The sequence below is a fragment of the Candidatus Viridilinea mediisalina genome (assembly GCF_002532535.1).
GTDB lineage: Bacteria > Chloroflexota > Chloroflexia > Chloroflexales > Chloroflexaceae > Viridilinea > Viridilinea mediisalina.
The window spans coordinates 1-23,849 of the sequence record NZ_NQWI01000060.1; the positions used below are offsets into that span (position 1 = coordinate 1).

At 60.4% G+C, this 23,849-nt stretch carries 15 protein-coding genes; 11 read left to right on the forward strand and 4 right to left on the reverse strand.

From position 1 onward, the window contains the following. Positions 1–230: 230 nt before the first annotated feature. The 5 genes from CJ255_RS23575 (at position 231) to CJ255_RS13140 (ending at position 5,565) form a co-directional block, all read left to right on the forward strand. Positions 231–650: a response regulator gene (locus tag CJ255_RS23575; protein WP_165774700.1), complete on the forward strand. Its 420-nt coding sequence runs from the start codon at positions 231–233 to the stop codon at positions 648–650. Positions 651–1,018: 368 nt separating this feature from the next. Next, positions 1,019–1,861: a prephenate dehydratase gene (pheA, locus tag CJ255_RS13125; RefSeq protein WP_097644560.1), complete on the forward strand. Its 843-nt coding sequence runs from the start codon at positions 1,019–1,021 to the stop codon at positions 1,859–1,861. Positions 1,862–1,930: 69 nt separating this feature from the next. Next, positions 1,931–3,277, forward strand: coding sequence for a B12-binding domain-containing radical SAM protein (locus CJ255_RS13130; RefSeq protein ID WP_097644561.1), 1,347 nt, complete (start codon positions 1,931–1,933; stop codon positions 3,275–3,277). A gap of 21 nt (positions 3,278–3,298) precedes the next feature. After that, entirely contained in the window at positions 3,299–3,508 is a 210-nt protein-coding gene (locus CJ255_RS13135; RefSeq protein ID WP_097644562.1) for a hypothetical protein, read from the forward strand. 317 nt (positions 3,509–3,825) lie between these two features. Next, complete coding sequence (locus CJ255_RS13140) at positions 3,826–5,565, forward strand: heme o synthase (RefSeq protein ID WP_165774701.1); 1,740 nt, start codon at positions 3,826–3,828, stop codon at positions 5,563–5,565. A 220-nt stretch (positions 5,566–5,785) separates the two neighbouring features. On the opposite strand, the gene CJ255_RS13145 is transcribed toward CJ255_RS13140, so the two are convergent. From CJ255_RS13145 to CJ255_RS13160, 3 genes are all read right to left on the reverse strand, one after another. Further along, on the reverse strand, positions 5,786–8,983 hold the full coding sequence (locus CJ255_RS13145; protein ID WP_165774702.1) for an excinuclease ABC subunit UvrA: 3,198 nt from the start codon (positions 8,981–8,983) through the stop codon (positions 5,786–5,788). A 123-nt stretch (positions 8,984–9,106) separates the two neighbouring features. Then, on the reverse strand, positions 9,107–10,399 hold the full coding sequence (locus CJ255_RS13155; RefSeq protein WP_097644563.1) for an MFS transporter: 1,293 nt from the start codon (positions 10,397–10,399) through the stop codon (positions 9,107–9,109). Between the two features lie 204 nt (positions 10,400–10,603). After that, positions 10,604–12,382 carry a sensor histidine kinase gene (locus CJ255_RS13160; protein ID WP_097644564.1) on the reverse strand — a complete coding sequence of 593 codons (1,779 nt, stop codon included), beginning with the start codon at positions 12,380–12,382 and terminating at the stop codon, positions 10,604–10,606. A gap of 379 nt (positions 12,383–12,761) precedes the next feature. On the opposite strand from CJ255_RS13160, the gene hppD reads away from it, so the two are divergent. The 3 genes from hppD (at position 12,762) to CJ255_RS13175 (ending at position 16,101) form a co-directional block, all read left to right on the forward strand. Next, positions 12,762–13,862 carry a 4-hydroxyphenylpyruvate dioxygenase gene (gene hppD / locus CJ255_RS13165; protein ID WP_097644565.1) on the forward strand — a complete coding sequence of 367 codons (1,101 nt, stop codon included), beginning with the start codon at positions 12,762–12,764 and terminating at the stop codon, positions 13,860–13,862. 115 nt (positions 13,863–13,977) lie between these two features. Then, positions 13,978–14,484 (forward strand): CIA30 family protein, encoded by a 507-nt coding sequence (locus CJ255_RS13170; protein ID WP_097644566.1) that lies wholly within the window; start codon positions 13,978–13,980, stop codon positions 14,482–14,484. An 18-nt stretch (positions 14,485–14,502) separates the two neighbouring features. After that, positions 14,503–16,101 carry an alpha-amylase family glycosyl hydrolase gene (locus CJ255_RS13175; RefSeq protein ID WP_217352441.1) on the forward strand — a complete coding sequence of 533 codons (1,599 nt, stop codon included), beginning with the start codon at positions 14,503–14,505 and terminating at the stop codon, positions 16,099–16,101. A 214-nt stretch (positions 16,102–16,315) separates the two neighbouring features. Here CJ255_RS13175 and CJ255_RS13180 read toward each other — a convergent pair whose 3' ends face one another. Further along, complete coding sequence (locus tag CJ255_RS13180) at positions 16,316–16,879, reverse strand: hypothetical protein (protein ID WP_097644568.1); 564 nt, start codon at positions 16,877–16,879, stop codon at positions 16,316–16,318. Positions 16,880–17,047: 168 nt separating this feature from the next. On the opposite strand from CJ255_RS13180, the gene CJ255_RS13185 reads away from it, so the two are divergent. From CJ255_RS13185 to CJ255_RS13195, 3 genes are all read left to right on the forward strand, one after another. Then, positions 17,048–22,276, forward strand: coding sequence for an SdrD B-like domain-containing protein (locus CJ255_RS13185; RefSeq protein WP_097644569.1), 5,229 nt, complete (start codon positions 17,048–17,050; stop codon positions 22,274–22,276). A 165-nt stretch (positions 22,277–22,441) separates the two neighbouring features. Continuing rightward, complete coding sequence (locus CJ255_RS13190; RefSeq protein ID WP_245863385.1) at positions 22,442–22,876, forward strand: TadE family protein; 435 nt, start codon at positions 22,442–22,444, stop codon at positions 22,874–22,876. Positions 22,877–23,082: 206 nt separating this feature from the next. Further along, positions 23,083–23,658, forward strand: coding sequence for a TadE/TadG family type IV pilus assembly protein (locus CJ255_RS13195; RefSeq protein WP_097644570.1), 576 nt, complete (start codon positions 23,083–23,085; stop codon positions 23,656–23,658). Positions 23,659–23,849: the final 191 nt, after the last annotated feature.

The following is a 23,849-nucleotide window of genomic DNA, read 5'->3' on the forward strand; positions in this document are numbered from 1 at the left end:
AGATTGGAGATTGGAGATTGGAGATTGGAGATTGGAGATTGGAGATTGGAGATTGGAGATTGGAGATTGCCGAACATAGTCATACCATCCAAAAAATCTGGTTGCTATTTGGGCAAACTACACACAATTATAGTTGCAATCAACAAGACAACAACGCTGAAATCTGGTATGATACCCAGGAATTGATAGTTAGACGGCATATAATCAATATAATTCCAAGGGGAATCAGCGTGGCCACCAACATCCTACTCATCGAAGACAGCTACACCCAAGCATTGCGTGCCCGGCTAGAGCTAGAGCGCCATGGATATACTGTACGGATTGCGACCACGGGCAGTAGTGGTATTCACATGGCGCGGGCGCATCTGCCCGATGCGGTCATTCTAGACCTTGAACTGCCCCACATCTGTGGTCACGATGTCTGCCGTTTGCTCAAGGCGGATCAACTAACGCGCTCCATCCCGGTGATTATGCTCACTAGCCATACGGATGAAGAGAGCCGCCGCCGCTCCAACCTCGTGGGTGCGATTGCTCATATTGGCAAAGGGGCCAAAGCGATTGACACGATTGTTGGGCTCTTGCGCAATCCCACGTTGTTGCGGCCTACTAGTGTGGGCCAGAGCTATGTGAGTGCGCAGGGTGGATTGTAGATTGTAGATTGTAGATTGTAGATTGCCGAACATGGCGTCCCGATGCGCTTTTGCGTTCTTGATGATGTGGCATGTTCAAGGGTAATCTCGTATAAGACATGATGGTCATGCACGATTAGGGGTTGTGCGGGCAGCTTTGCTGCCTGTGCAACCCCTAGTGGTTTTTCGCTAAGGGCTACGTCAATGTCGTTGGGGCTACGCCCCAAATCCACTTTTTTGTTAGCGCGAAAAAGCCTTGGGTTGGCATGCGGCCTCGCGGTGGCTTCGACAGGCTGGCTTCGACAAGCTCAGCCACCGAGCCACTGCGCCGTTCGGCAATCGGCAATCGGCAATCGGCAATCTATAATCGTAAATGGTATAATAAACCTATGCAAACCATAGCCTACCTTGGCCCGCCCGGCACCTTCTCGGAAGAGGCCGCTGCTGCCTATGCCAACAGCTTTGAGACCGCCTCCCTGCTGCCCCTCGCAAGTATCCCTGCGGTGGTGACCGCCATCGAAACGGCGGCGGCCAGCATTGGCGTTCTGCCGATTGAGAATCTGCTAGAGGGCAGTGTGAACTATACGCTCGATCTGCTCATTCACGAGACCAGTCTGCCGATTGTGGGTGAAATTGTGATTCCCATTCGCCAATATTTGGTCGCACGGCATGCCTTGAGCCTCAGCGAGATTGAAGTGCTCTATGCCCATCCGCAGAGCTTGGGGCAGTGTCGCCGCTTTATTGAGCGCTGCCTGCCCAACGTGGCGACGGTGGCTTCGCTCTCGAATAGCGCCGCTCCCGCCGAGGCCATGGCCGACCCACGCCGGGCGGCGGCGATCAGCACCCTGCGTGCCGCCGAGATTACCGGGGCTAACATATTGGCCCGCGACATTGCCGACAATCTTAGTAATGTGACCCGCTTCATTGCGTTGGCTCAGGGTGAGGCATCGCCCAGTGGCGACGACAAGACCAGTTTCTGTTTTGCGTTCCGCGAGGATCGGGCCGGTACTTTGGTTGAGGCGTTGCGCGCATTGGCCGAAGAGGGTATCAATATGACCAAGTTGGAATCGCGGCCCGCCAAAGAATCCCTGGGTAAATATATCTTCCTCGTAGATATCAACGGTCACTGCAGCGAAACCCACATCGCCCGCGCCCTCGAACGCATCGCAGCCCAGTCAGGGCTCTTTAAGATCTTTGGGAGCTATCCGCGCTGGGTGAATAATGGCAACTAATATAGAGCTATATCAACATTGAGATAAGAAGTGCATCCTTAATAACCTAGAACACGAAGGTCTCCCCCTATGACCCACCAAACGAAACTCCGCATTGCCCTTATTTCACCGCGTGGCCCGCTCTATCGCCATCGCACGGGGATTTGGAAGAAGTCCATGCGCTATATGCCGTTGACTTTGACTACCTTGGCGGCGTTGGTGCCGCCTGAGTTGCAGGCTGAGTTGATTTTGGTGGATGAGGGGATTCAGGAGGTTGATCTGAATCTACAGGCCGACCTGATCGGTATCTCGATGATTACCGGGACGGCACCACGGGCCTATGAGTTGGCGCACCACTTTCGGCAGCGGGGTGTGCCGGTGGTGTTGGGGGGGGTGCATGCGACGCTGTTGCCCGATGAGGCGGCGCAGTATGCCGATGCGGTGGTGGTGGGCTATGCCGAGCAGACGTGGCCGCAGTTGTTGCGTGATTTTGTGGCGGGTCAGATGGCACCACGCTACCTCCAAGCGCCCAATCTGAGCCTGGCTAATCTGCCGCTGCCGCGCCGCGATCTCTTGCCCACCAAGCACTATACGACGCCCCATACGATTGAGGCTACGCGGGGCTGTATTCATCAGTGTGAGTTCTGTGTGGTGCCGACTGCCTGGGGTCGGCATCCCTACCAGCGTCCGGTGGCTGAAGTGGTGGCCGAGATTCGCCATATGGGGACGCGCCGCTTGGTCTTCCTCGATCTCAACCTGATTGCTGATCTCGACTATGCCAAGGCGCTCTTTGCGGCGCTTACGCCGCTCCGCCTCGCTTGGGGCGGTTTGGCTACGACGCTCATTGCCCAAGATGAGGAATTGCTCGATCTCGCGGCCCGCTCTGGCTGCCGGGGCCTCTTGATTGGCCTTGAGAGCGATGCGGGGGCGGCGCTGTCCGAGACGCGCAAGAGTTTCAATGGACGCCTCGACTACCGTGAGTTGACACGTCGCCTGCACGAGCGTAAGATTGCACTCATGGGCTGTTTTGTCTTTGGTTTTGACCACGACGATCAGGATTGTTTTGCCCGCACGGTTGAGTTGGTCGCCGAGGCGCGCATCGATCTGCCGCGCTACGCCATCCAGACGCCCTTCCCGGCGACGCCGCTCTTCCGACGGCTCGAAGCCGAAGGGCGCATCCTCACTACCGACTGGAGCCTCTACGATGGGCAGCACGTTGTCTTTCAGCCTGCCAAACTAACGCCTGAGGCGCTGCTGCGCGGCACCGAGTGGGCCTGGAAGAAGACCTATAGCTACCCTGAGATCTTCCGGCGGATCAAAGCTTCACCCCAACTGGCAGTGGCCCTTGCGACCAATTTGGGCTATCGCTACTATGCCTATCGGCTGCATCAGTTCTATACCTGCGATGCGCCTCTGGTGGCGGCCCCGTCGGCATGAGTTTAGCAAGAGCGATCAGGTATGCTGCATTATAGTATCTTCTGGCTGGTGGTTTTCATCTTTGTGCTGGGCCAAGCGATCCTCATTCGTGCCGCGTGGCGGCTGCGCCGCGCACCAGCACCGCCGCCCCTTGGGGTGCCGCGTAGCCCTGCGAATGCCGATTTCGCGTGGACGCTGCTGACGGCGCTGCTGACGGCCCTGCTACTCTATGGGGTCTATGTAGAGCTATAGAGAGGGATTGAACCAGAGCTACAGAGGGATTAAACCACAGAGGCACAGAAGGATTGAACCACAGAGGCACAGAGGACACAGAGATGCGTAGAGTTGGAGGTATGCAGCAATTCCTTAGAGGCTGTCTGAAAAGTCTATGGGTTGGCGTTGGAGTGCCGGCTTTAGCCGGCTAAAGCCGACACTCCAGTGTTTGCCCCCCGGCTTTTCAGACAACTTCTTAGATCGGTATCCTTTACTTCTCTGTGTTCTCTGTGTCTCTGTGGTAAAAAAACCGTGGCTCTGTGGTAAAAAATCTGTATCTCTGTAAGGCTGCCTCTATGCTCAAGTACAACCTAGCTCGCATTGCCGGTGCTGCTACCCTGATGACGCTGCTCGTGATCGCTTCGGGGGGCTTGGTGAGTGCGACGGGCAGTGGGGGGCTCTGTTCGGGTTGGCCGCTCTGTGTTGAGACGTTTGCTGCCGATGCGACGCCGCAGTTCTGGTTGGCTCTGAGCCACCGGCTGCTGGTGTTGCTGGCGATGCTACTCGCTGCTGCCGCTGCAATCCTGGCGCTCGTGCGCCCTACCCTGGAGCGTACAACGCGCATCTTGCTTATGCTTGCGCCGATCTTTGGCCTGTTTCAGCTTGGCCTTGATGGGCTGATGGCCAGTTTGGGTTTTGCTGTGGCTGCCGATCTCTCCCATTTGCTCTTGGCGCTGCTGATGCTGGGGAGCCAAACCCTTGCTGCAACGCGCTTGCTGCAACCAGCCCCGCATGAACGCCTCGGCGCACGGGCGCTACGCGATGCGCGACGGCTCAGTGGCTTCGCATGGTGGACCGCCGGGGCAATTGGAGTGTTGACGCTGGCGTTGAGTAGCCGTGCTGCGTTGGAACCCTCGGCGAGCGCTGCGGTGCTGCTGCCTGCGAATGCTGGTGGCGTGCTCGCTATGGCTGGCATACTGGCCACGGGGACACTCTGGCAGACCTGGCGTTCGCGGCGTGGCGACCGGCTGCTGCTGAGCTATGCCATGCTTGTGCTGCTGCTCTTGGTTGGCCTAGCCCCGCTCTTGCTGCTGCCGCATGCGGCTGGGGCGATGGTTGGCCTTGCGGCGAGCCTCTGGGTGGCAACGCTGGCCTTCGCGGTCTTGGCGCAACGCCGCCCGCTGCCTAGCGGCACTAGCACCGCAGCCACCACCCGCCCCACCACCGAGCGTAGCCCCTCGCTGCTGAGTGACTACCTCAGCCTTACGAAGCCCAAAGTCATTTCGCTACTGCTTGTGACCACAGCGGGCGCAATGTTGATTACCGAAGCGGGCCTGCCTTCGCTCTGGCTTGTCTTTTGGACAATGGTGGGTGGCTATTTGGCCGCTGGCGGTGCGGGTGCGATCAACTGCGCCTTCGATCACGACATAGACATCAACATGGGCCGCACCAGTCGCCGCCCCGTACCAAGTGGCCGCATCTCGCAACGCAACGCACTGCTCTTTGGCCTGCTGCTCAGTGCCCTCTCCATCGTCGTGCTGGTAGCCTTTACCACGCCCCTAGCGGCGCTTTGCTCAACCTTGGGCATCGTCTACTACGCCTGGTTCTACACACGCTGGCTCAAACGCACCACCTGGCAAAACATCATTGTCGGCGGCGGGGCGGGTGCCATTCCGCCCTTGGTTGGTTGGACCGCCGTGACAGGTGAGTTGAGCATTGCGCCGCTGCTGCTCTTTGCGATTGTCTTCTACTGGACACCGCCCCACTTCTGGGCGCTGGCCCTGATCAAAGAGCAGGATTACACCCGTGCGGGTGTACCGATGCTGCCCGTCGTCGCAGGCGTCGCCGAAACGCGCTGGCAGATCCTGGTCTACTCGGTACTCATGGTGGCGCTCAGCCTACTCTTGACCCCCCTCGGCACCATGGGCTGGCTCTACTTTGGGGCCGCCGTGGGCTTTGGGGCCATCTTCCTCTACTACGCCTGGGCCGTCTGGCACAAAGGCGACCACGCGAGTGTGTGGGGGCTCTACAAGTATAGTCTGCTCTATTTAGCCCTGATCTTTGTGGCCATGGTGGTGGATCGCCTTGTTTTGTGAGGGATGGTTTCAGACTTGCGAGGATGCGTGAGGCGAAGAGGCGAGGGCTTCGCGTCCTCGCGTCCTCGCGTCCTCGCAAATAGTAAAGCCGCCACAGATCATCTCTGAGAAGCTGTCTGAAAAGCCAGTTGACACACGCTGGAGTGCCGGCTTTAGCCGGCTAAAGCCGGCACTCCAACACCAGTTCATAGACTTTTCAGACAGCCTCTGAGAGAAGATACTAGAGCAACAACTCGCGCAGAAAATGCCCGGTGTGCGAGGCTTCAACTTGGGCTATCGCTTCGGGAGTTCCGGCAGCGACAAGTTGACCGCCGCCGTCGCCGCCTTCGGGCCCCATGTCGAGAACCCAGTCGGCGGTTTTGATCACGTCGAGGTTGTGTTCGATCACAATCACGGTGTTACCGGCATCTACAAGGCGGTGCAGGACGCGCAAGAGGTTTTGGATGTCGGCAAAATGCAGGCCGGTGGTGGGTTCGTCGAGGATGTAGATGGTGCGTCCGGTGGCGACGCGGGCCAACTCTTTGGCCAATTTGACCCGTTGGGCCTCGCCGCCGGAGAGGGTTGTGGCGGGCTGGCCGAGTTTGATATAGTCGAGACCAACATCGTGGAGGGTTTGCAGAATACGGCGCACTCGTGGAACATTAGCGAAGAAATCGAGCGCGGTCTGCACATCCATATCAAGGATGTCGGCAATTGATTTGCCCTTGTAGCGCACCTGGAGCGTTTCGCGGTTGTAGCGTTTGCCCTTGCACTCATCGCAGCGCACCCAAACATCGGCCAGGAATTGCATGTCAATCTTGATCTCGCCGTTGCCCTCACAGCTTTCGCAGCGTCCGCCCTTCACATTGAAGCTAAAGCGACCGGCTTGGTAGCCGCGCAGGCGCGCTTCGGCGGTATTGGCAAAGAGGTCGCGCAGCAGATCAAAGAGCTTGACATAGGTCGCAGGATTGGAGCGGGGCGTGCGTCCGATGGGCTGTTGGTCAATATCAATGACCTTATCGAGATACTCAAGGCCCTGGAGTTGGCGGTAGGGGCCGGGGCGCAGTTGGGCTTTATTGAGCTGGTTGGCCAGGGCGGGGTAGAGCGTCTCGGTGATCAGCGAGGACTTACCAGAGCCACTGACGCCGGTCACCGCAATGAAGGTACCCAGCGGTAGGCGAATGTTCACATCACGCAGATTGTTGAGCGTCGCGCCCTCAAGCAGCAGCCACGCCTCTGCACCCACTGGCAGGTCGTTGGGGTTGGGGCGGCTACGGCTGCGCCCACGGCGCGGCGGCACGGAGGCGTTTGCCTCTGCACGACGGGCATTGATCGCCTCGTTGCGGAGCGCCTGACGGCGCTGCGGGGGCGTATCAATCGTCAAGCGCCCACTCAGATACTGCCCGGTGAGCGAAGCGGGATGGGCGGCAACCGCCTCGGGGGGGCCACAGACCACCACTTCGCCCCCCTTAATGCCCGCCCCGGGGCCAAAGTCAATAATCCAATCGGCGGCATGCATGGTATCAAGGTCGTGTTCAACCACCACCAGCGTATTGCCAAGATCGCGCAGGCGCAGCAGCGAATCGAGGAGCTTACGGTTATCGCGCTGATGCAGGCCGATACTCGGCTCATCGAGGATATACATGACGCCAACCAAGCCTGAGCCAATCTGAGAGGCCAGGCGGATGCGCTGAGCTTCGCCGCCAGAGAGGGTCGGAGCGGGGCGCGAGAGGCTCAGGTAGTGCAGGCCCACATTGAGCAGAAAGCCGAGGCGATCACGGATCTCCTTGAGGACATCATCGGCAATGTGGCGTTGGGTAGGCGTGAGTGGCGAAGTCGCGGCATCAGCGATTCGCAGCGTCCATGCGTGGGCCTCGGTGATATTGTAGCCACCAACCTCACGGATACTCACCCCAGCCACGCGCACCGCCAGACTCTCGGGGCGCAGACGCGCCCCAGCGCAAGCGGGACACTCCTGCTCGCTCATGAACTGGAGGTAAAATTCGCGTGCGTAGTCACTGCCGGTCTGCACAAAACGGCGCTGAATCTCAAGCACCACCCCCTCCCAGGGGCGATAGAACTCACCACGGCTGCCCCCCTCACTGCCCCAGGCAAAGCGAATTTTTTCTGCACCGCTCCCAAAGATAATAACCTGGCGGTGGGCGGGACTCAATTCATTCCACGGGGTATCGAGGCTAAAGCCATAGTGGTTGGCCAGGGAGGTGATGCACTTATAGCCCCACGAATCGCTCTTTTTACGCAGATCGCCCCAATAGGCCACCGCGCCCTCGTGCAGGCTCAGGCGCTCATTGGGCACCAATAGCTGCGTATCCACCTCCATGCGCGTCCCCAAGCCGGTGCAGGTAGGGCAAGCCCCCTGGGGCGAATTGAAGGAGAACATTTGCGGGGTGAGTTCGGGGAAAGAGATGCCGCACTCGGTGCAGGTGTTGGCTTCGCTCATGAGCCATTCGAGAGGCGAGGAGGCGGAGGCGGAGGCGAGAGGCGAGAGGCGAGGAGGCGAGAGGCGAGGAGGCGAGGAAGCAACTTGACTAGGGTCTGCTCCCTGTTCTTTGTTCTCTGCTCCCTGTTCTCCGTTCTCTGTTCTCTGTTCTTTGTTCTCTGTTCTCGCTCCTCCGACCACACTCACCACCACACGGCCCTCAGCGACACGCAGGGCTTGTTCGATGCTATCGGTAAGGCGGGTGAGGAAGGCGCTGTGGGCATCGCCAGCGGCGGCGGCGGCGAAGCCGAGGGGCCCACTGGGGGCGGGTTCGGGTTCGGCGGGGGATTCAGCGTTGGCATCGGGAATCACAAGGCGATCCACGACGACCTCAATGGAGTGTTTGACCTTCTTGTTGAGCTTAATCTCTTCATCGAGGGAGCGGATCTCCCCATCCACACGCACACGCACAAAACCTTCAGCCCGTGCTTCGGCAAAAATATCTTTATACTCACCCTTGCGCTGCGTCACCACTGGGGCCAAAATCAGAAAGCGCGTCGCGGGAGGCAATTCAAGCACCCGATTGACCATCTGCTCGGCGCTTTGTGATGCGACCGGCTGGCCACACTGGGGGCAGTGCTGGGTACCAACGCGGGCAAAGAGCAGACGCAGATAATCATAGACCTCCGTCACCGTGCCAACGGTAGAGCGCGGATTTTTACTCGCACTCTTCTGCTCAATCGCAATCGCAGGCGAAAGACCTTCGATCAGATCAACCTTCGGCTTCTCCATCTGGCCAAGGAACTGGCGCGCATAGGCCGAGAGGCTTTCGACATAGCGGCGCTGCCCCTCGGCATAGAGCGTATCAAAGGCCAGGGAGGACTTGCCAGAGCCACTGACCCCCGTCAAGACAACCATGCGATCACGGGGAATGTCGAGGTCAACCGCCTTGAGATTATGTTCGCGGGCACCCTTGATGGTGATGGTATCTTTGGCCATGCCTCGTGGTTTTCTTGGAAGCTGGAAGGCTTTATGAAACGATAGTGCTACAATTATACCACAGAACAAAAAGGGCGTGGGCGAGCTTGGCTCGCCCACGCCCTTGATTCAGGGACGTTGAACTTAATCGCCGGAGGCTTCAAACTGGGTATGGGAGCGCAGGTTGAGGGGCTGGGTGGGCTGGCTTTGGGGGCGGGGCTGGGGGCGCAGGGCGGCGAAGAGTACTGCGAGGGCGCTGGCGATCAGGACGGCACCTGCGATGTAGGGGGCGTTCTGGCCAATGGTGTCGAAGAGCAACCCGGCGGTGATGGGGCCAACCACCATGGTGAGGCTGTTGAGCGCCTGGGTGCCGCCAAGGACACTGCCCTGCTCGCTGGGGCCGACGCTGCGCGAGATCAAGCTAGTGAGGCTGGGGGTGGCCATACTGCTACCCATCACAAGGATGCCAACGGCGGGGTAGAGCATCCAGGCGCTAGGAATGACGGCGATGAGGGTGAAGGCAATAACCATCAGGCTAAGGCCGGTGAGCGCGAGACGTGCTTCGCCGAAGCGGGGCACGAGGTGGCGAATGAGGCCGCCCTGCATCACCACCGCAATCAGGCCGATGAAGGCGAAGAGGAAAGCGATGTCGCTGGGGCCGTAGGCGAAGCGCGTGCTGGTAAAGACCGCGAAGTTGCTCTGGAGGCCAGCAAAGGCCAGGTTTAGCATCATAATGCCCAGCAGCAGCGGGCGGATATTGCTGCGGCCCACGACGCTGCCCAAGCGGCGGAAGGGGTTGAGGCTGCTGATCTGCTGGCTGCGGCGCTCGACCGGCAGCGACTCGGGCAGCTTGAAGTAGCCGAAGATGGCATTGCCGAAGGCCAGGGTGGCCGCGACGAAGGCCGGTGCGCCGAGGCTAATGGTACTGAGCATCCCGCCAATGGCCGGGCCGAGCATAAAGCCCAAACCGAAGGCCGCACCGAGCATCCCCATACCCTTGGCCCGCGTCTCTGGCGTGGTCACATCGGCGATGTAAGCCTGCGCCGTGCTAATGCTACCGCCGGTGATCCCGGCGAAGATGCGTGAACCGAAGAGTACCGCCAGAACCGTAGTTGCACCAAAGGCGGCAAACTGGTCGGCTAGGCCAAAGAGGATATAGGAGAAACCCGCGCCCACTAGGCTGAGCAGAAGGATGGGGCGGCGCCCATAGCGATCCGAGAGCGCGCCAAGGATGGGCGCGAAGAGAAACTGGAAGAAGGCGTAGGAAGCGGTCAATGCACCAACAATCAGCGCATAGTTAGCAACCATCCAACCCGAGCCGGTCTCCTCAATCAGCTTGACATAGAAGGGCAACAGGGGCAGCACAATCCCAATGCCGAGCAGATCAATGAAGACACTGAGGAAGATAAAGATGAGCGGTGAGCGCTGGTTATTCACTGGTAGTCCCCTTGGGGTTGACTAAGCGGTAAGGTTATGCGCTCAATATATCACAATGAATTGGCCTTGTCAACCCATTGCACAGATTGTGCAAGGGCATTAGAAGTTTTCTTATTTCCAAAAGACCCCAAAGCGTTCGGCGGTGGCGGAGCCACCGCCGAACGCTTTGGGGTCTTTTGGAAGGAATGGGGCGAAGCCCCAACCCTACCCCACCACTGCCGGTAGGCTCACCGTGAAGGTACTGCCTTGATCGGGTTTGCTCTGGACATCAATGGTACCGCCCATCATGAGGCAGAAGGAGCGGGTGATCACGAGGCCCAGGCCGGTGCCGCCGTAGCGCCGCGTGGTTGAGGAGTCGGCTTGACTGAAGGGTTGAAAGAGGTTAGCGAGTTGCTCTTCGTTCATGCCGATGCCGCTATCAATCACTGCAAAGGTGATCTGTTGGTCACAGCTTGTGCGGGCTACATGGAGGCGCACATGGCCGCGTTCAGTGAATTTGGCGGCATTCGAGAGGAGATTGAGTAAAATCTGACGCAGGCGGGTCGCATCGGCCCAGAGCATGCCGGGAGCGCCCTCGATGTCGAGCATGAGCGTGTTGCCATTTTGACGCATCATGGGTTCGACGGTGGCCATGACCTCTTGCAGCACGGGGAGCGGATCGAGCGCTTCGATCTCAAGTTCCATGCGCCCGGCTTCAACCTTTGCCAGATCAAGCACATCGTTGATCAGGGTGAGCAGATGTTGGCCCGCTTTGGTAATGCGCTGCAGATCGGGCACGAGTTCCGCTTGCCCAATGTCGTGCAACTCCTCTTCAAGCAGCTCGCTATAGCCAATGATCGCATTGAGCGGCGTGCGAAGCTCGTGGCTCATATTGGCCAGAAAGGCGCTCTTGGCTCGATTGGCCGCCTCAGCCGCCTCTTTGGCTTTACGCAGTTCTGCTTCGTTCTGCTTCTGGTGCCTGATGTCATGGAGTACCACGACGCGCCCGGTCAAGCGCCCGTGGCGGTCGTTGATCGGGGTGATGCGCAGATCGTAGTACTCGGTGCCAGAACCCCGATCAAGGCTCAATTCGGTAGCTACGGTTTCCACATCACGAAACTGTTCAGCCAGACGCTCATGGCCAGGCAGAAAATCTGCGACTTTGCGCCCAAGTACATCGTCAAGCGTACGGCCAACTAGGCGCAACGCCGCAGGATTGGCGTCCACAATGCGCCGTTTGGCATCAAGCACTACCACCGCGTCGTCCATGTGGGCAATCACGGTGCCGCGCGCCGTTGGTACCAGATCGAGCATATGGTAGCGCGTAATGCTCACCATAAAGGCCAGGGACGAGATGGCAAAGGCGATCGGCGTTGGGTCAAGTCGTGGTATGGGGCTACGCCCGGTCACATAGAGAATACTGGCGATCCAGGGCATGGCCACGCCCATCAGCAGCGCGAAGGTCTGCACGCGGTAGGTATGGGCCGCACGGGGCAATGCGGTGAGTACCAGCAGCGTGCCAAAGAGCGTTAAGCCATAGGAGATCGCCGCATGCATATACCAGAGCGGCCCAAAACCGCCAGCCATGTAGTGCAAACCATGTTCAGCATCGTACATCAAGGTAAATGGGGGTACAAAGAAATAATGCCAATCATTGGTGAACATGGCCAGCAATGAAACACTCTGCAAGGCAGCAGGTAGCGCAAAAATTTGCCAGGTAAGCAGATGATTACGCCCGGTATAGAGCATAGCAAACGCAAGCCATGCAAAAGGAACTAGAATAATGCCTATATATTGAAATTGAATCAGGTGCCACTTGGCCGTAAAGTTTGTATTGGATGTCTCAAGCGCATTACCCAACGACCAGATCGCGGTTGCTATGACCAACGCCAAGAGCGCCCGGGCCAAGGCTTGTTCGCGCTTGGGCCAGATGAGCGCAATCACCACCAGCGCAACTACAAAAGCCAAACCTGGGGCGAGGGCGTAGGGAGTGAAATACCACATAATGGAGGGGAGATGCTTCTAAAAGATTCAGAGAATCTCAGTAGAGAGAACACAGAGGTTTGAACCACAGAGGCACAGAGAGCACAGAGGGTAGGGATGGTTTCAGAAACAGCCTCGATCCAGTATCCTTACACCGAATAAGCATAGCATATGATCACCCGCTTGCCATGTGCCTATTGACAGCAACCCCCAATAGCCGATACCCTTAGAGGGATGAGGGATGAAGTGTGAGGCGTGAGGCGTGAGGCGTGAGGCGAAGACCTCGCGCCCTCGCGCCCTCGCGTCCTTGCGTCTTCGCCTCACGCGTCCTCGCGTCCTTGCGTCTTCGCCTCACGCGTCCTCGCGTCCTCGCGTCTCAATAAACACAAGGAGTTAGCCCATGCCCACTCAGCCCGATCCACTAGCAATCCTGGGACTGGCCTATATCGAGTTTTATGTTGGCAATGCACGTCAGGCGGCCCATTTCTACCGTGCGACCTTGGGGTTGCAGCCGGTGGCTTTTGCTGGATTAGAGACGGGGCTTCGTGATCGCACGAGTTACCTGTTGCAGCGTGGAAACGTTCGGTTTCTGCTCACCGCGCCGCTGCTGCCCGATCATCCCATTGCGGCCCGTATTGCGCGCTGTGGCGACGGGGTGAAGGATGTGGCCCTATGTGTGGCCGATGCGACTGCGGCCTACGAGGCGGCGCTGCAACGGGGGGCGGTGGGGCTGCACGCGCCACATGTGGATACGAACGAACAAGGGCGCTTTGTACGCGCTACGATTGGCGCCTATGGCGATACGGTGCATAGTTTGGTTGAATACCGTGACGACTCAGGCTTTTTTCTGCCTAACTTTCGTCCGCTTGAAGCTACAAGCTCCACGCCAGACACGGGGATCACTAGTGTTGACCATGTGGTGGCCAATGTCGAGTTGGGCGCAATGGAGCGTTGGGTCGCCTTCTACCACAAGGTGTTAGGCTTTGAGCAGTTGGTACATTTTGACGATGAGGCCATTGCGACCGAATATTCAGCCTTGATGTCCATTGTGGTGCAGGACGGCACGGGCACGATTAAGTTACCGATCAACGAGCCCGCCGAGGGCCGCAAGAAGAGCCAGATCGCTGAGTTTCTCGAATACTACGGCGGGCCAGGGGTGCAGCATATTGCTCTGGCAACCGACGATATTTGTGCAACCGTAGACGCCATGCGGGCGGCGGGCATCGCGTTCATTAATGTACCACCAAGCTACTACGACGACCTTGAGGCGCGGGTCGGTACCATTGCCGAGAGCCGCGAGGCGCTGCAAGCACGCTCTATCCTCGTGGATCGTGATGTAGATGGCTACCTCTTGCAGATCTTCAGCCAACCGCTCCAGGATCGGCCTACACTCTTCATCGAAATCATCCAGCGCCACGGCAGCCGCGGCTTTGGCAAAGGCAACTTCAAGGCGCTCTTCGAGGCGATTGAGCGCGAGCAGGCCAAGCGGGGCAATTTGTAAGAAGCTGTCTGAACAGCTAGTGAGGGCGTGTTGGAGTGCCGGCTTTAGCCGGCTGAAGCCGGCACTCCAACGCCAGTCCATAGAATTCTCAGACAGCCTCTAAGAGGAATAGCGCGTGAATTATCTCATCCTGAACGACCTGAGCCAACCCGAGGCCCCCGCCCAATGGCGCGGTTTTAGCGACCAGGTCATGGGCGGTCTCTCCCAAGAGCTGGTGACGCTCGAGACGATTGTTGGCGTGCGGGCTCTGCGTTTACGCGGGGCGGTGCGTCTGGATCATGGAGGCGGCTTTGTGCAGATCGCGCTGCCCCTGGCGCACACTGACCAGCCATTGGATGGCAGTAGCTACAGCGGCATACGCCTGCTGGTCTGGGGCAATGGTGAGCAGTATCGGCTGCACCTACGCACCAGCGCCTGTTACCGTCCCCAGCAGTTCTACTGGACACCATTTGTGGCTCCAGCAGCTTGGCAGCAGGTTGATCTACCTTTCAGTGCCTTTCAACCCAAGGGGTTTGATCAGCCCCTAAACTCCTACCAACTCACCCGCATTGGCATCGTTGCCTACGGGCGTCCCTTCGAGGCTGACGTGGCGGTGGCGCAGGTGGGGTTGTACCTTGGTTGAAACTATATCCAAAGGATTATGATGACCAATCACATACCCTGGTGGCAATCTGGCACCATTTACCAAATCTATCCCCGTAGTTTCCAAGATAGCAATGGGGATGGCGTAGGCGATCTGCCCGGCATTATCCAACGGCTGCCCTACCTGCAATGGCTGGGCGTGGATGCCCTTTGGCTCTCGCCGATCTACCCCTCGCCCATGGCCGATTTTGGCTATGATGTGGCTGATTATACCAATGTCGATCCGCTTTTTGGCAGCTTAGATGATCTTGACCAACTCGTGCGCGAGACCCATGCGCGCGGCATGCGCCTCATTCTCGATCTGGTGCCCAACCATACGTCCGACGAACACCCATGGTTTGTGCAGGCCCGCGCTACCCGTGAGAACCCCTACCGCGATTGGTATATCTGGCGCGATCCAGCGCCCGATGGTGGCCCGCCCAACAATTGGCTCAGCCACTTTGGTGGCCCGGCCTGGACGCTTGATCCGGCTACCGGGCAGTACTATCTGCACCTCTTTGATCCCAAGCAGCCCGATCTTAATTGGCGTAATCCAGAAGTGCGCCAAGCGATCTATGAGGTCATGCGTTTCTGGTTTGCACGCGGCGTTGATGGCTTCCGCATTGATGTGATCTGGATGCTGATCAAGCACCCTGAGCTGCCCGATAATCCGCTTGACCCCGACTGGACACCCGCTGCGAAGCCGCAGAACCGGCTCCAACGGATCTACGATCAACACCAGCCTGAGGTGCATGAGATCATCCGCGAAATGCGCTGCGTTGCCGACGAGTTTCCTGAGCGGGTCTTGATTGGTGAGATCTACCTGCCGATTGAGCAACTGGTGAGCTACTATGGCAGTAAGCTTGACGAAGTGCATTTGCCCTATAATTTCAATCTGCTTAAACTTAAAGATTGGCATGCATCGGCAGTGCGTGATCTAGTGGAACACTACGAGCGGGCGCTACCGGCGGGCGCGTGGCCCAACTGGGTCTTGGGTAATCACGACCAGCCGCGCCTGGCGACGCGGGTGGGCCAGGCCGCCGCCCGCCTGGGCCAGATGCTACTGCTCACCCTGCGTGGCACGCCCACGATCTACTATGGCGATGAGTTGGGCATGGAGAATGTGCCCATCCCGGCGGAACAGATTGTTGATCCGCAGGGCATCCGTGCCCCCGGCTGGGGCCGTGATCCCGAACGCACCCCCATGCAGTGGGACGACAGCCTGGGGGCTGGTTTTACCACCGGCATTCCTTGGCTACCCCTTGCCGCCGACTACGCCCGGCGCAATGTAGCCCTACAGCGCGAAGGCAACCGTTCGTTGCTCACTCTCACCCGCCGCCTCCTGGAACTCCGCCGCAGCCATGCCGCCCTCAGTGTTGGCAGGTACAGCACATGCCCAACCGCCAACCAGGATGTCTTTGCCTACCTACGCAGCGATGGCACAACCCAACTGCTCGTGCTGCTCAACTTTGACAGCCAGCCGGTGAGCCTCGACATGAGCAGCCACGGGGCCGAGGGCGACATCTTGGTGAGCAGCCTGATGGATCGGGAAGGCAGCCTTGATCTCGCCAGCTTGAACCTACGCCCCCATGAAGGGCTAGTGGTAGCCTTGAGGTAAGCTCTTCAGAATTTGCCCTCAAAAAAGGGGCGGTGGTGCGGGTAAATCCGCACTACCGCCCCTTTTTTTGAGCAATTTTGATGAATTTTCAAAAATGACCGTATCTTTTGGGCTTCTCAAGCGGTGTAAATAGTAGCAGCACTTTTTTCTGGCGTGCAACGCCTACTACCAACACCCAGGAGGCTCAATGTTTGTGCTTACTTCACCCCCATTGCTACCGCACCACCAGCGGCAGGTAGACCGTCTGCGTCTCAATGCTGCACAGCCCAATGTCGATCCCGGTCACGACATGCTGATCCTCCCACGGCGGCATCCAGAAGACCGGCGTCGTCCACATGTCCGAGCCGGGCATCAGCCCTACCGTCAGATCGTTGTCGCGGGTCGGGTCGTCCCCCTGGCGGAACGGGGCCGGATAGAAACCCTCCGGGCGCTCCCAGTTGGGAATCCCGATGAAGTAGGCTCGGCCCCATCCCCCAAGGGTGAAGCCGTAGGTGCCGTCGAAGCTACTAGAATACGCGGTTTGAATATCAGGGGCTTGGCGGTGAACCTCGCCATCCGGCCCGGCGTAGTAGAGAAAGAGCGGGACATGCGTCAGGGTTGGCTCGTCGTCTTGGCGGATGCCGTCGCAGTTGAGATCGTGCCAGACCACCCCCCAGATGCGATCATCGTAGTGTTGCGCTTCCACCGCAGGGGGCATCAACACAACCAGACTCAGGGCCAGCAGCAGCAACAGAGCGAGCAGGGTGGTCAGGGGGCGGATCGTGCGGTGCATGGTCATGGGGGTGTTCTCCTTGATGAATACGGGTGCGTTCTCGTCTCTCAGTATACCTTATCCGATACCGTGTGTCAAGCCCCCAATCTCGTGTATTTCAGCGAATTTCCGCGAATTGCAGTGGCTTTCCGTGCTTTTCAGCAGCGTGTGGCCTGTTCGTGAGAGGAGTTGCCTGTGTCTTCCCCTGCTTCCCCTAACCCGGCCCCCCTACCCCCGCCGCGCATCCCCGCGCTGGTGGTCGCCCTCGCGTTGCTCGTCGTCGGCGGACTGGCCTTTGTCCTCAGCGCCCCGCCGCCCCCGGCAGCGGCCCGCATCACCAACCCGCCCGATAGCCCAATTGCCAGTATTCGACGGTGCATCCAAAGTGGCGAGAGTTTGGGCCGACCAAGCCACTTCTCCCCCCGCTTCGTGGCGGCGTGCATGGCCGGGGCGTTTGACCGTCCAAGCTACGATTTCGATAATGCGATCCCCGACAATGCCGGGCGCACCTTCGCTATTCTTACCGAGTTTGGCGCGAGTAGTAATGGGCGCACCGGCCACCGTACCCTTGCCACGGCGGGGGATGGTGGACTTAGTGGTGCAGTCAATGACGGCGGCACAGGTTTGGGGACGGTCTTTGGCCTCGCCTACAGCACCGGCTCCCACCCCGACACCCATCCCGCCTTGCAGGGCGAGCAGATCTTCGCCGCATCCTACGTCAAGCGCGTCACCCGCTTTGGCATGGGCGGGCCGGGCGCGATCTACGTCATTGATCGCACGACCCGCGAAGCCCGGCTCTACGCCCAAGTGCCGGGCGTGGTGCCGGGGCCGGCGGGGGCGCAAGCGGGGCCAGCGGGTTTTGCCAACCTCCCCGGCGATGGCTCGGCGGGCGTGTTTCCCAATAGCGCCTTTCATGCCTACACCCCAGAGATGGGCGGCTTGCACACGTTCGGGCGTGACGATACCACTGCGCCCCACGTCGGCAGGGCGGGACTCGGCGGACTCGCCGTCTCCTCTGATGAACGCTGGTTGGCGACGGTTAACCTCCGCAGCCGCAACGTCGTTTTCTTCGACACCCACAGCGCGGGCAGCAATCCCACCCCCGAAGAATTTATCATCAATCCCGGTGTGGCGGGCTGCCCCGGCGGGAATGGTGACTTCCGCCCCTTCGCCCTCACCTACCACCCCGATGATGAGGGCAACGACTTCGCCTATCTGGGGTACGTCTGCTCTGGTGAAACCCATGCTCATGAGAACCGACGCGATCATCTCTACGCGGGCGTGCTGCGCTGGCAGGCGGGTGTCGGCACCGTCAGCCGCGTCCTCCACTTCCGCCTTGATGCCTTTGATGCCCAGCGAGCGACAGGGGCATGGCGGGACGGTAACGAAGACCAACTCAGCACCCAATGGATGCCGTGGCGGGATGCCACCTTGTTCCATCCGGGTACCACCTCGACGATCCAGCAGCCCATGCTCACCAGTATTGCTTTTACCGAAGCGGGCGACATGCTGCTCGGCCTGCGTTCCCGCGCTACCGACATTGGCACGACGGAGCGATTCCCAGACATCTACACCCGTGGGCAAGGCGACATGCTTGTGGCGCGGAGTACTGGTAGTGGCGGGTGGACAGCGCCAGACAGCGGGTCGCATGATCACTTCCGCGACGAAACCGGCTACTTGTTCAGCAGCCCGCGCAGCAACCCGGTCTACCCGGAAGGCTTGGGCGGGGGCGTGACCACCGTGCCAGGAATGCATGACGGCTCCTACGGCGGGGAAGTTGTTTCAACGGCAGCCCGCCCGCGTGATAACGAACACTGGTCGGGCGCACTCTGGTTTGATGTGGAAACGGGGGGAGAACCAACCGCTGCTGAGGAGTTCTACAATGGGGCAAATCATTTCAAATCGTCGGGACTCGGCGATGTAGAGCTGCTCTGCGGCTGGCGAGCGATTGGCAGCCGTGTCTGGCACGATGAGAACGGCAACGGCATCCAAGACCCCGGCGAACCTGACATCCACGGGGTCGTCCTCGAACTGCTCGATGCCAACGGAATCCCGCGTGCCTCCGTCACCACCGGCCCGGTCAACCCAGACGAGCCGGAGGGCGATAACTGGCGCTTCTACGTGGCCCCCCACGAGGAGTATTCGGTACGGATTCGCCCCGATATGTTTGCGCCGGGTGGAATCCTTGAGGGCTTCGCCCCCACGCGGCAACACGCTGGCGGCGACCCGCGCCTCGATAGCGATGCCGACGCGAATGGGGTGGTTGCCATCGGGGTGGGCTTACGTTCCCAAGTAGACCTGCGCTACGCCTTCGGCCTCGTTGAAGGCGAACCAGAGCCGTGGGTCGAGAAGACCGGCCCACCGACGGTCAACGCGGGGCAGGAACTGGTCTACACCATCCGCTACGGCAACCGGGGCCATCGCGCCGCCGACGGCGTGACCATCGTGGATACCCTGCCTACTGGATTCACCTACCTCTCAGCCACGGGTAACCATACGGTCGTGGGCCAGACGATTACATGGAACTTGGGCACCCTTGAGGGCGGGGCGGGCGAGGGCACAGCGGCGAACCCGGCGTTGCAAGTGACGTTGCGGGTACGGGCGACCGGCACGGAGACTGACTTCCCGCTGGACACCACCACACCGGGCCTTGACCGCGTTGCGGAGTGGCAGCGCACCAACACGGCCATCATCAGCAGCACCACGCCCGACGTAGACCCCGATTCCTCCAGCACCACCACGACGATCCGACGGCCCAACCTGACCATTAGCAAGAGCGGGCCAGCCACGGCGGAGGCGGGGGAACACTTTGATTACACCATCACCGTGCGGAACAACGGTGTTCTCAATGCGGCGGGGGTGGTGGTGGAAGACACCCTGCCCGCTGGCTTGACCTACGTCTCATCGCCACAGGTACACACCCGCGACGCGCAGCGCGTGCGCTGGAACGTGGGCACGCTCAATGCGGGGACTTCGCGCACCTTCACGCTGCGCGTGCGGGCGGCGGCAACCTTTGACCCCGCCACCCGCACCAGTTGGAGCCGCACCAACGCGGTGCTGGTCACCACGACCACGCCGGGGGCGGGTGAGAAGTGGGCCACCACGAGTACGCTGTTACAACGGCCCAACCTGACCATTCAGATCACGAGCCCCTCGCCGGTGAACGCCGGGGCCGAGTTTGACTACACCATCACGATAGGGAACGACGGCAGCATCGCGGCCCGCGAGGTGAGCCTTGTTCACGACCTACCCACCGTGATCAGTTACCTCTCCGCGACGGGGACGCACACTCGGAGTGGGCAACGTATCACCTGGGCCAACCTGGGCACCCTCGCGGTGAACGGGAGCCGAACATTCACGGTGCGCGTGCGGGCCACAGAGAACCTGAACCACTTCCCGATCACCATGGAACCCAACCGGCGCACGAGTATCTCAGCGGTCAGTTGGGCCACGGTAGACGCGACGAACGCCGCGAGTGCGATGGACAGCGTGACCACCACGATCCAGCGGCCCGAAGTGAGCATCAGGCTCACAGGGCCGACGCCGATCCTCGTGGGCGACGAGGCGGTCTACACCATCACCTACGAGAACGCGGGCACCGCCCCGGCCCATGGGGTGCAGGTGACCTACACCATGCCTGACGGCTACGATGTCGTGTCGAGCAGCGGCGGTGGCACGCGCACCCAAAGCGGCCAGACGCTCACCTGGGCCAGCGTGGGCACAGTGGCAGCGGGGGCCAGTGGCAGCATTGAGGTACGGGTGCGCCCGACCGTGAACGCAGCAGAGACGGCAACCCACGAGGCCCGCATCAGCACCACGAGTGTGGCCGACTCACCCCACAACAACCTTGCGACCCTCGTGGTGCGCGTGCAGTTCCCCGATGTATGGGCCGAACTGACCCTGCCCACGGCGAGCGCAGAGTTGCCCGTGGGCGAGTGGCACCCGGTCAGGGTGAACTTCGGCAACTACGGCGACGGTCTGGCCCGCACGAGCCTCTTCACGGTCACGCTACCGATGGAGGTCAACCAGACGCGCAACCTCCCGGCTGGCTGTGCGCTCTTGGCCTCCAACCAGGTACGTTGCAACGTGGGCGACCTTGCGCCGGGAGCCAGTGGCTCGCGCAGCTTCGAGTTTCGCTTGCCGCCGGACTACCCGCCCGACGACGTGACCATAGCGGTACGGATTGACACGGCCACGCCGGAGCGCCCGTCCGACATGGGCAACAACGACGACGAGCGCATCTGCCGCGCCATGCGGCCCAACGTCTACATTCAGGTACGGGGCGAAAACCAATCGGTACCCATGGAACCGGGCTGGCGTAGCTACGTGCGCTTCCGCGTGACCTACGGCAACGACGTAAGCAGCGCCACGCTCCCAGTCGGACAACGCCGCCCGGCCAATCGCACATGGCCCGCCCAGAACGTCGAGATCAGTGTCCCCATTCCGGCGAACGCGCAGGTGCATACGGTGGTGCATCCGCCCTCTGTCACCTACGTGATTGACGGGAACACCCTGCGCTTCACGCTAGGCACCCTGGCGGCGCGGGCGAGTGGCAGCATTGCAATCACGCTGGAAATCAACGAGCAGCCGGGCGGCAGTGTGGGCATGGCGGCCAGCATCGCCACCAGCAGCCCCGGCGACGAGCCGGTGGACAACCAGAGCAGCGACAGCATGACCATCCTGCCGCCGCCAGCGGATGTGCCGGAGGGCAGTGGCGATCTACGACTCGCCATTCACTCCACCCTTGACCCGGCGCACCGGGGTGGTAGCTCACGCGATGCGGTCTACCGCTCGGATGACACCAACATCACATGGCCTGCCGGAGAGGTGTTGGACTTCACGCCGCGCTTGGTGACGCTGAACATCCCCAATCCAACCTGGGGCGATCCCACGACGCCCTACGGGGTGCAGGGGCGCGTGACGGGCTGGAGCATCGTGAACTTCGGCCTGCCCACGGGCACGGTGGGAGCCCACGGTGCTGATGCGCGCGGCATCGCCGGGTGTCGTGCCGGTTCTACGGCACTGGCAGGCACCCGACTGAACGGATGCACCTATGCCTACCCCGGTGCAACCAACCAGTGGTCGCCCTTGAACAGCGTCATTCCGGGGCACACCGTCAGCGAAGGAGAGATGGAGGGCCAGGGGCATGTCTACTGGACACACCGGCCCGTCGCGGGGGCGCAGTTGCCCAGCATGCGCAACGATGTCTACCTCTTCGCCCTGCCGGAGTTGCGCCCGGTGCAACTCACCGTGGCGGTGGAGGTGGAGGTACGGGTGATGAACCTCTACCCCGGTGCCCCCCTTGGCGATTGGAGCTATGCCCCGGTGGAACTCACGACCATCCCGCGCCAGCGCCATGTCTACGAGGGTACCTTCGTGATCACCCTGCTCACCCCGCGTAGCGTTGTGGGGCCGGGAAGTTAGGAGCAAGAGATACGGAGGATTGAACCACAGAGACACAGAGAACACAGAGTTTTTGACGGAGGGAGTACCAATACGGTTTGCCGTACCATACACCTCTCTGGGTTCTCTGTGCCTCTGTGGTGAAACACACGGTACCTCTTCACCCACCCATAGCAAGAAAGAACCATGATGCAGACAGAACAGATGGCCCGCGACCAACCGCGCGCCGAAGGCCAAGCAATCGTCGAGTTCGTGATGGTATTGGGCATCTTCTTGAGCCTCGTCTTTGGCCTGATCGGGGTAGGACAGATGCTGCTCGCCAACTACGCGGTGAACCAAGCCGCACGGGCTGCCGCGCACCAAGCCGCCATTGCAGGCGGGCAGAGTCGTCCGGCTGAAGACGCCGCCCAGTTGGTACTCAATGCCGGAGTAGGAACGCACATCAGCCGAGCCACGGTTGTGGTGCAATGCGCCCCAGTTAGCGGTGGCAGCACCTGCCGCCGCTACGATCCCGTGACGGTCACAGTGGTCTACCGCGACCGGCTCTGGGTTCCCTTTCCCCTTGATGAGTTTACGCTCCGCGCTGAGGCGACCCGTGCCTCGGAGCGGGATCAGCAGTGAGGGAGAGACGAGAATCGAGATACCGAGCATTTCACCACAGAGACACCGAGGGCACAGAGGTGTTGGTATTGGGAGAGCCAATCCGGGTGATGGTACTGCGACAAAATGCGCTTCTCTAAAATTCGCTTCTCTGTGTTCTCTGTGCCTCTGTGGTGAAACACTCTGTGTCTCTACCAACGCTCTCGCCTCACTATCCAGGTACCACCATGATTGACCACACCAAACCCAATGCTCCTCCACCCAAGCAGCGGGGCCAAAGCCTGCCCTTGGCCGCGCTGATGATGCCCGTCCTTGTCGCCTTCGTGCTGATGGCGATCGAGGTGTCGGAACGCTGGCTTCAGGTTGCCATGATCCAAGACGCGCTGCAACACGCGACCCGTTCAGCGGTGCAGCAGTTGGACTACAGCGCCTTTGCGCGCAATGAAATGGGCCTACGGGCTACAGGAGACTGCATCAATGTCACGACTGTGGGGGCGGCGGGGGGGCCGTGTGCAGCGGTGATTGCCGTTGCCGACCAGATCTTGCGTACCAACCTGCGGGGGGTGCGCGGCATCAGCGGGGCCACCCCCAACGCCGCGATTGACGCCGCTGCCGCCACCGTGCGCTGGAGCGTCTTCCCCAATGGCGGAACGTGTAGCGTCGGGGGACGCACCGTCTCCAGTCCGGCCCCTGACATCCCCCTGATTTGCGCCGAGATGCGCCCCGTCATGACCGGCATTGTCGGGTGGGGCGACTTTACTCCGTTGATTATCGCCGCTGACGTACTTGATCCTGCAAGGTAGGGAGAGGCGAGGATGCGGGGCGTTGGAGACGCGAGGATGCGGAGCGTTGGGGAGGCGAGGATGCGGGGCATTGGAGACGCGAGGATACAGATGCACGACATCCCGCATCCCGCCTCATCGCCTCTCGCATCCCGCCTCATCGCCTCTCGCATCCCGCCTCTCGCATCCCGCATCCCGCATCCCACAGCTTC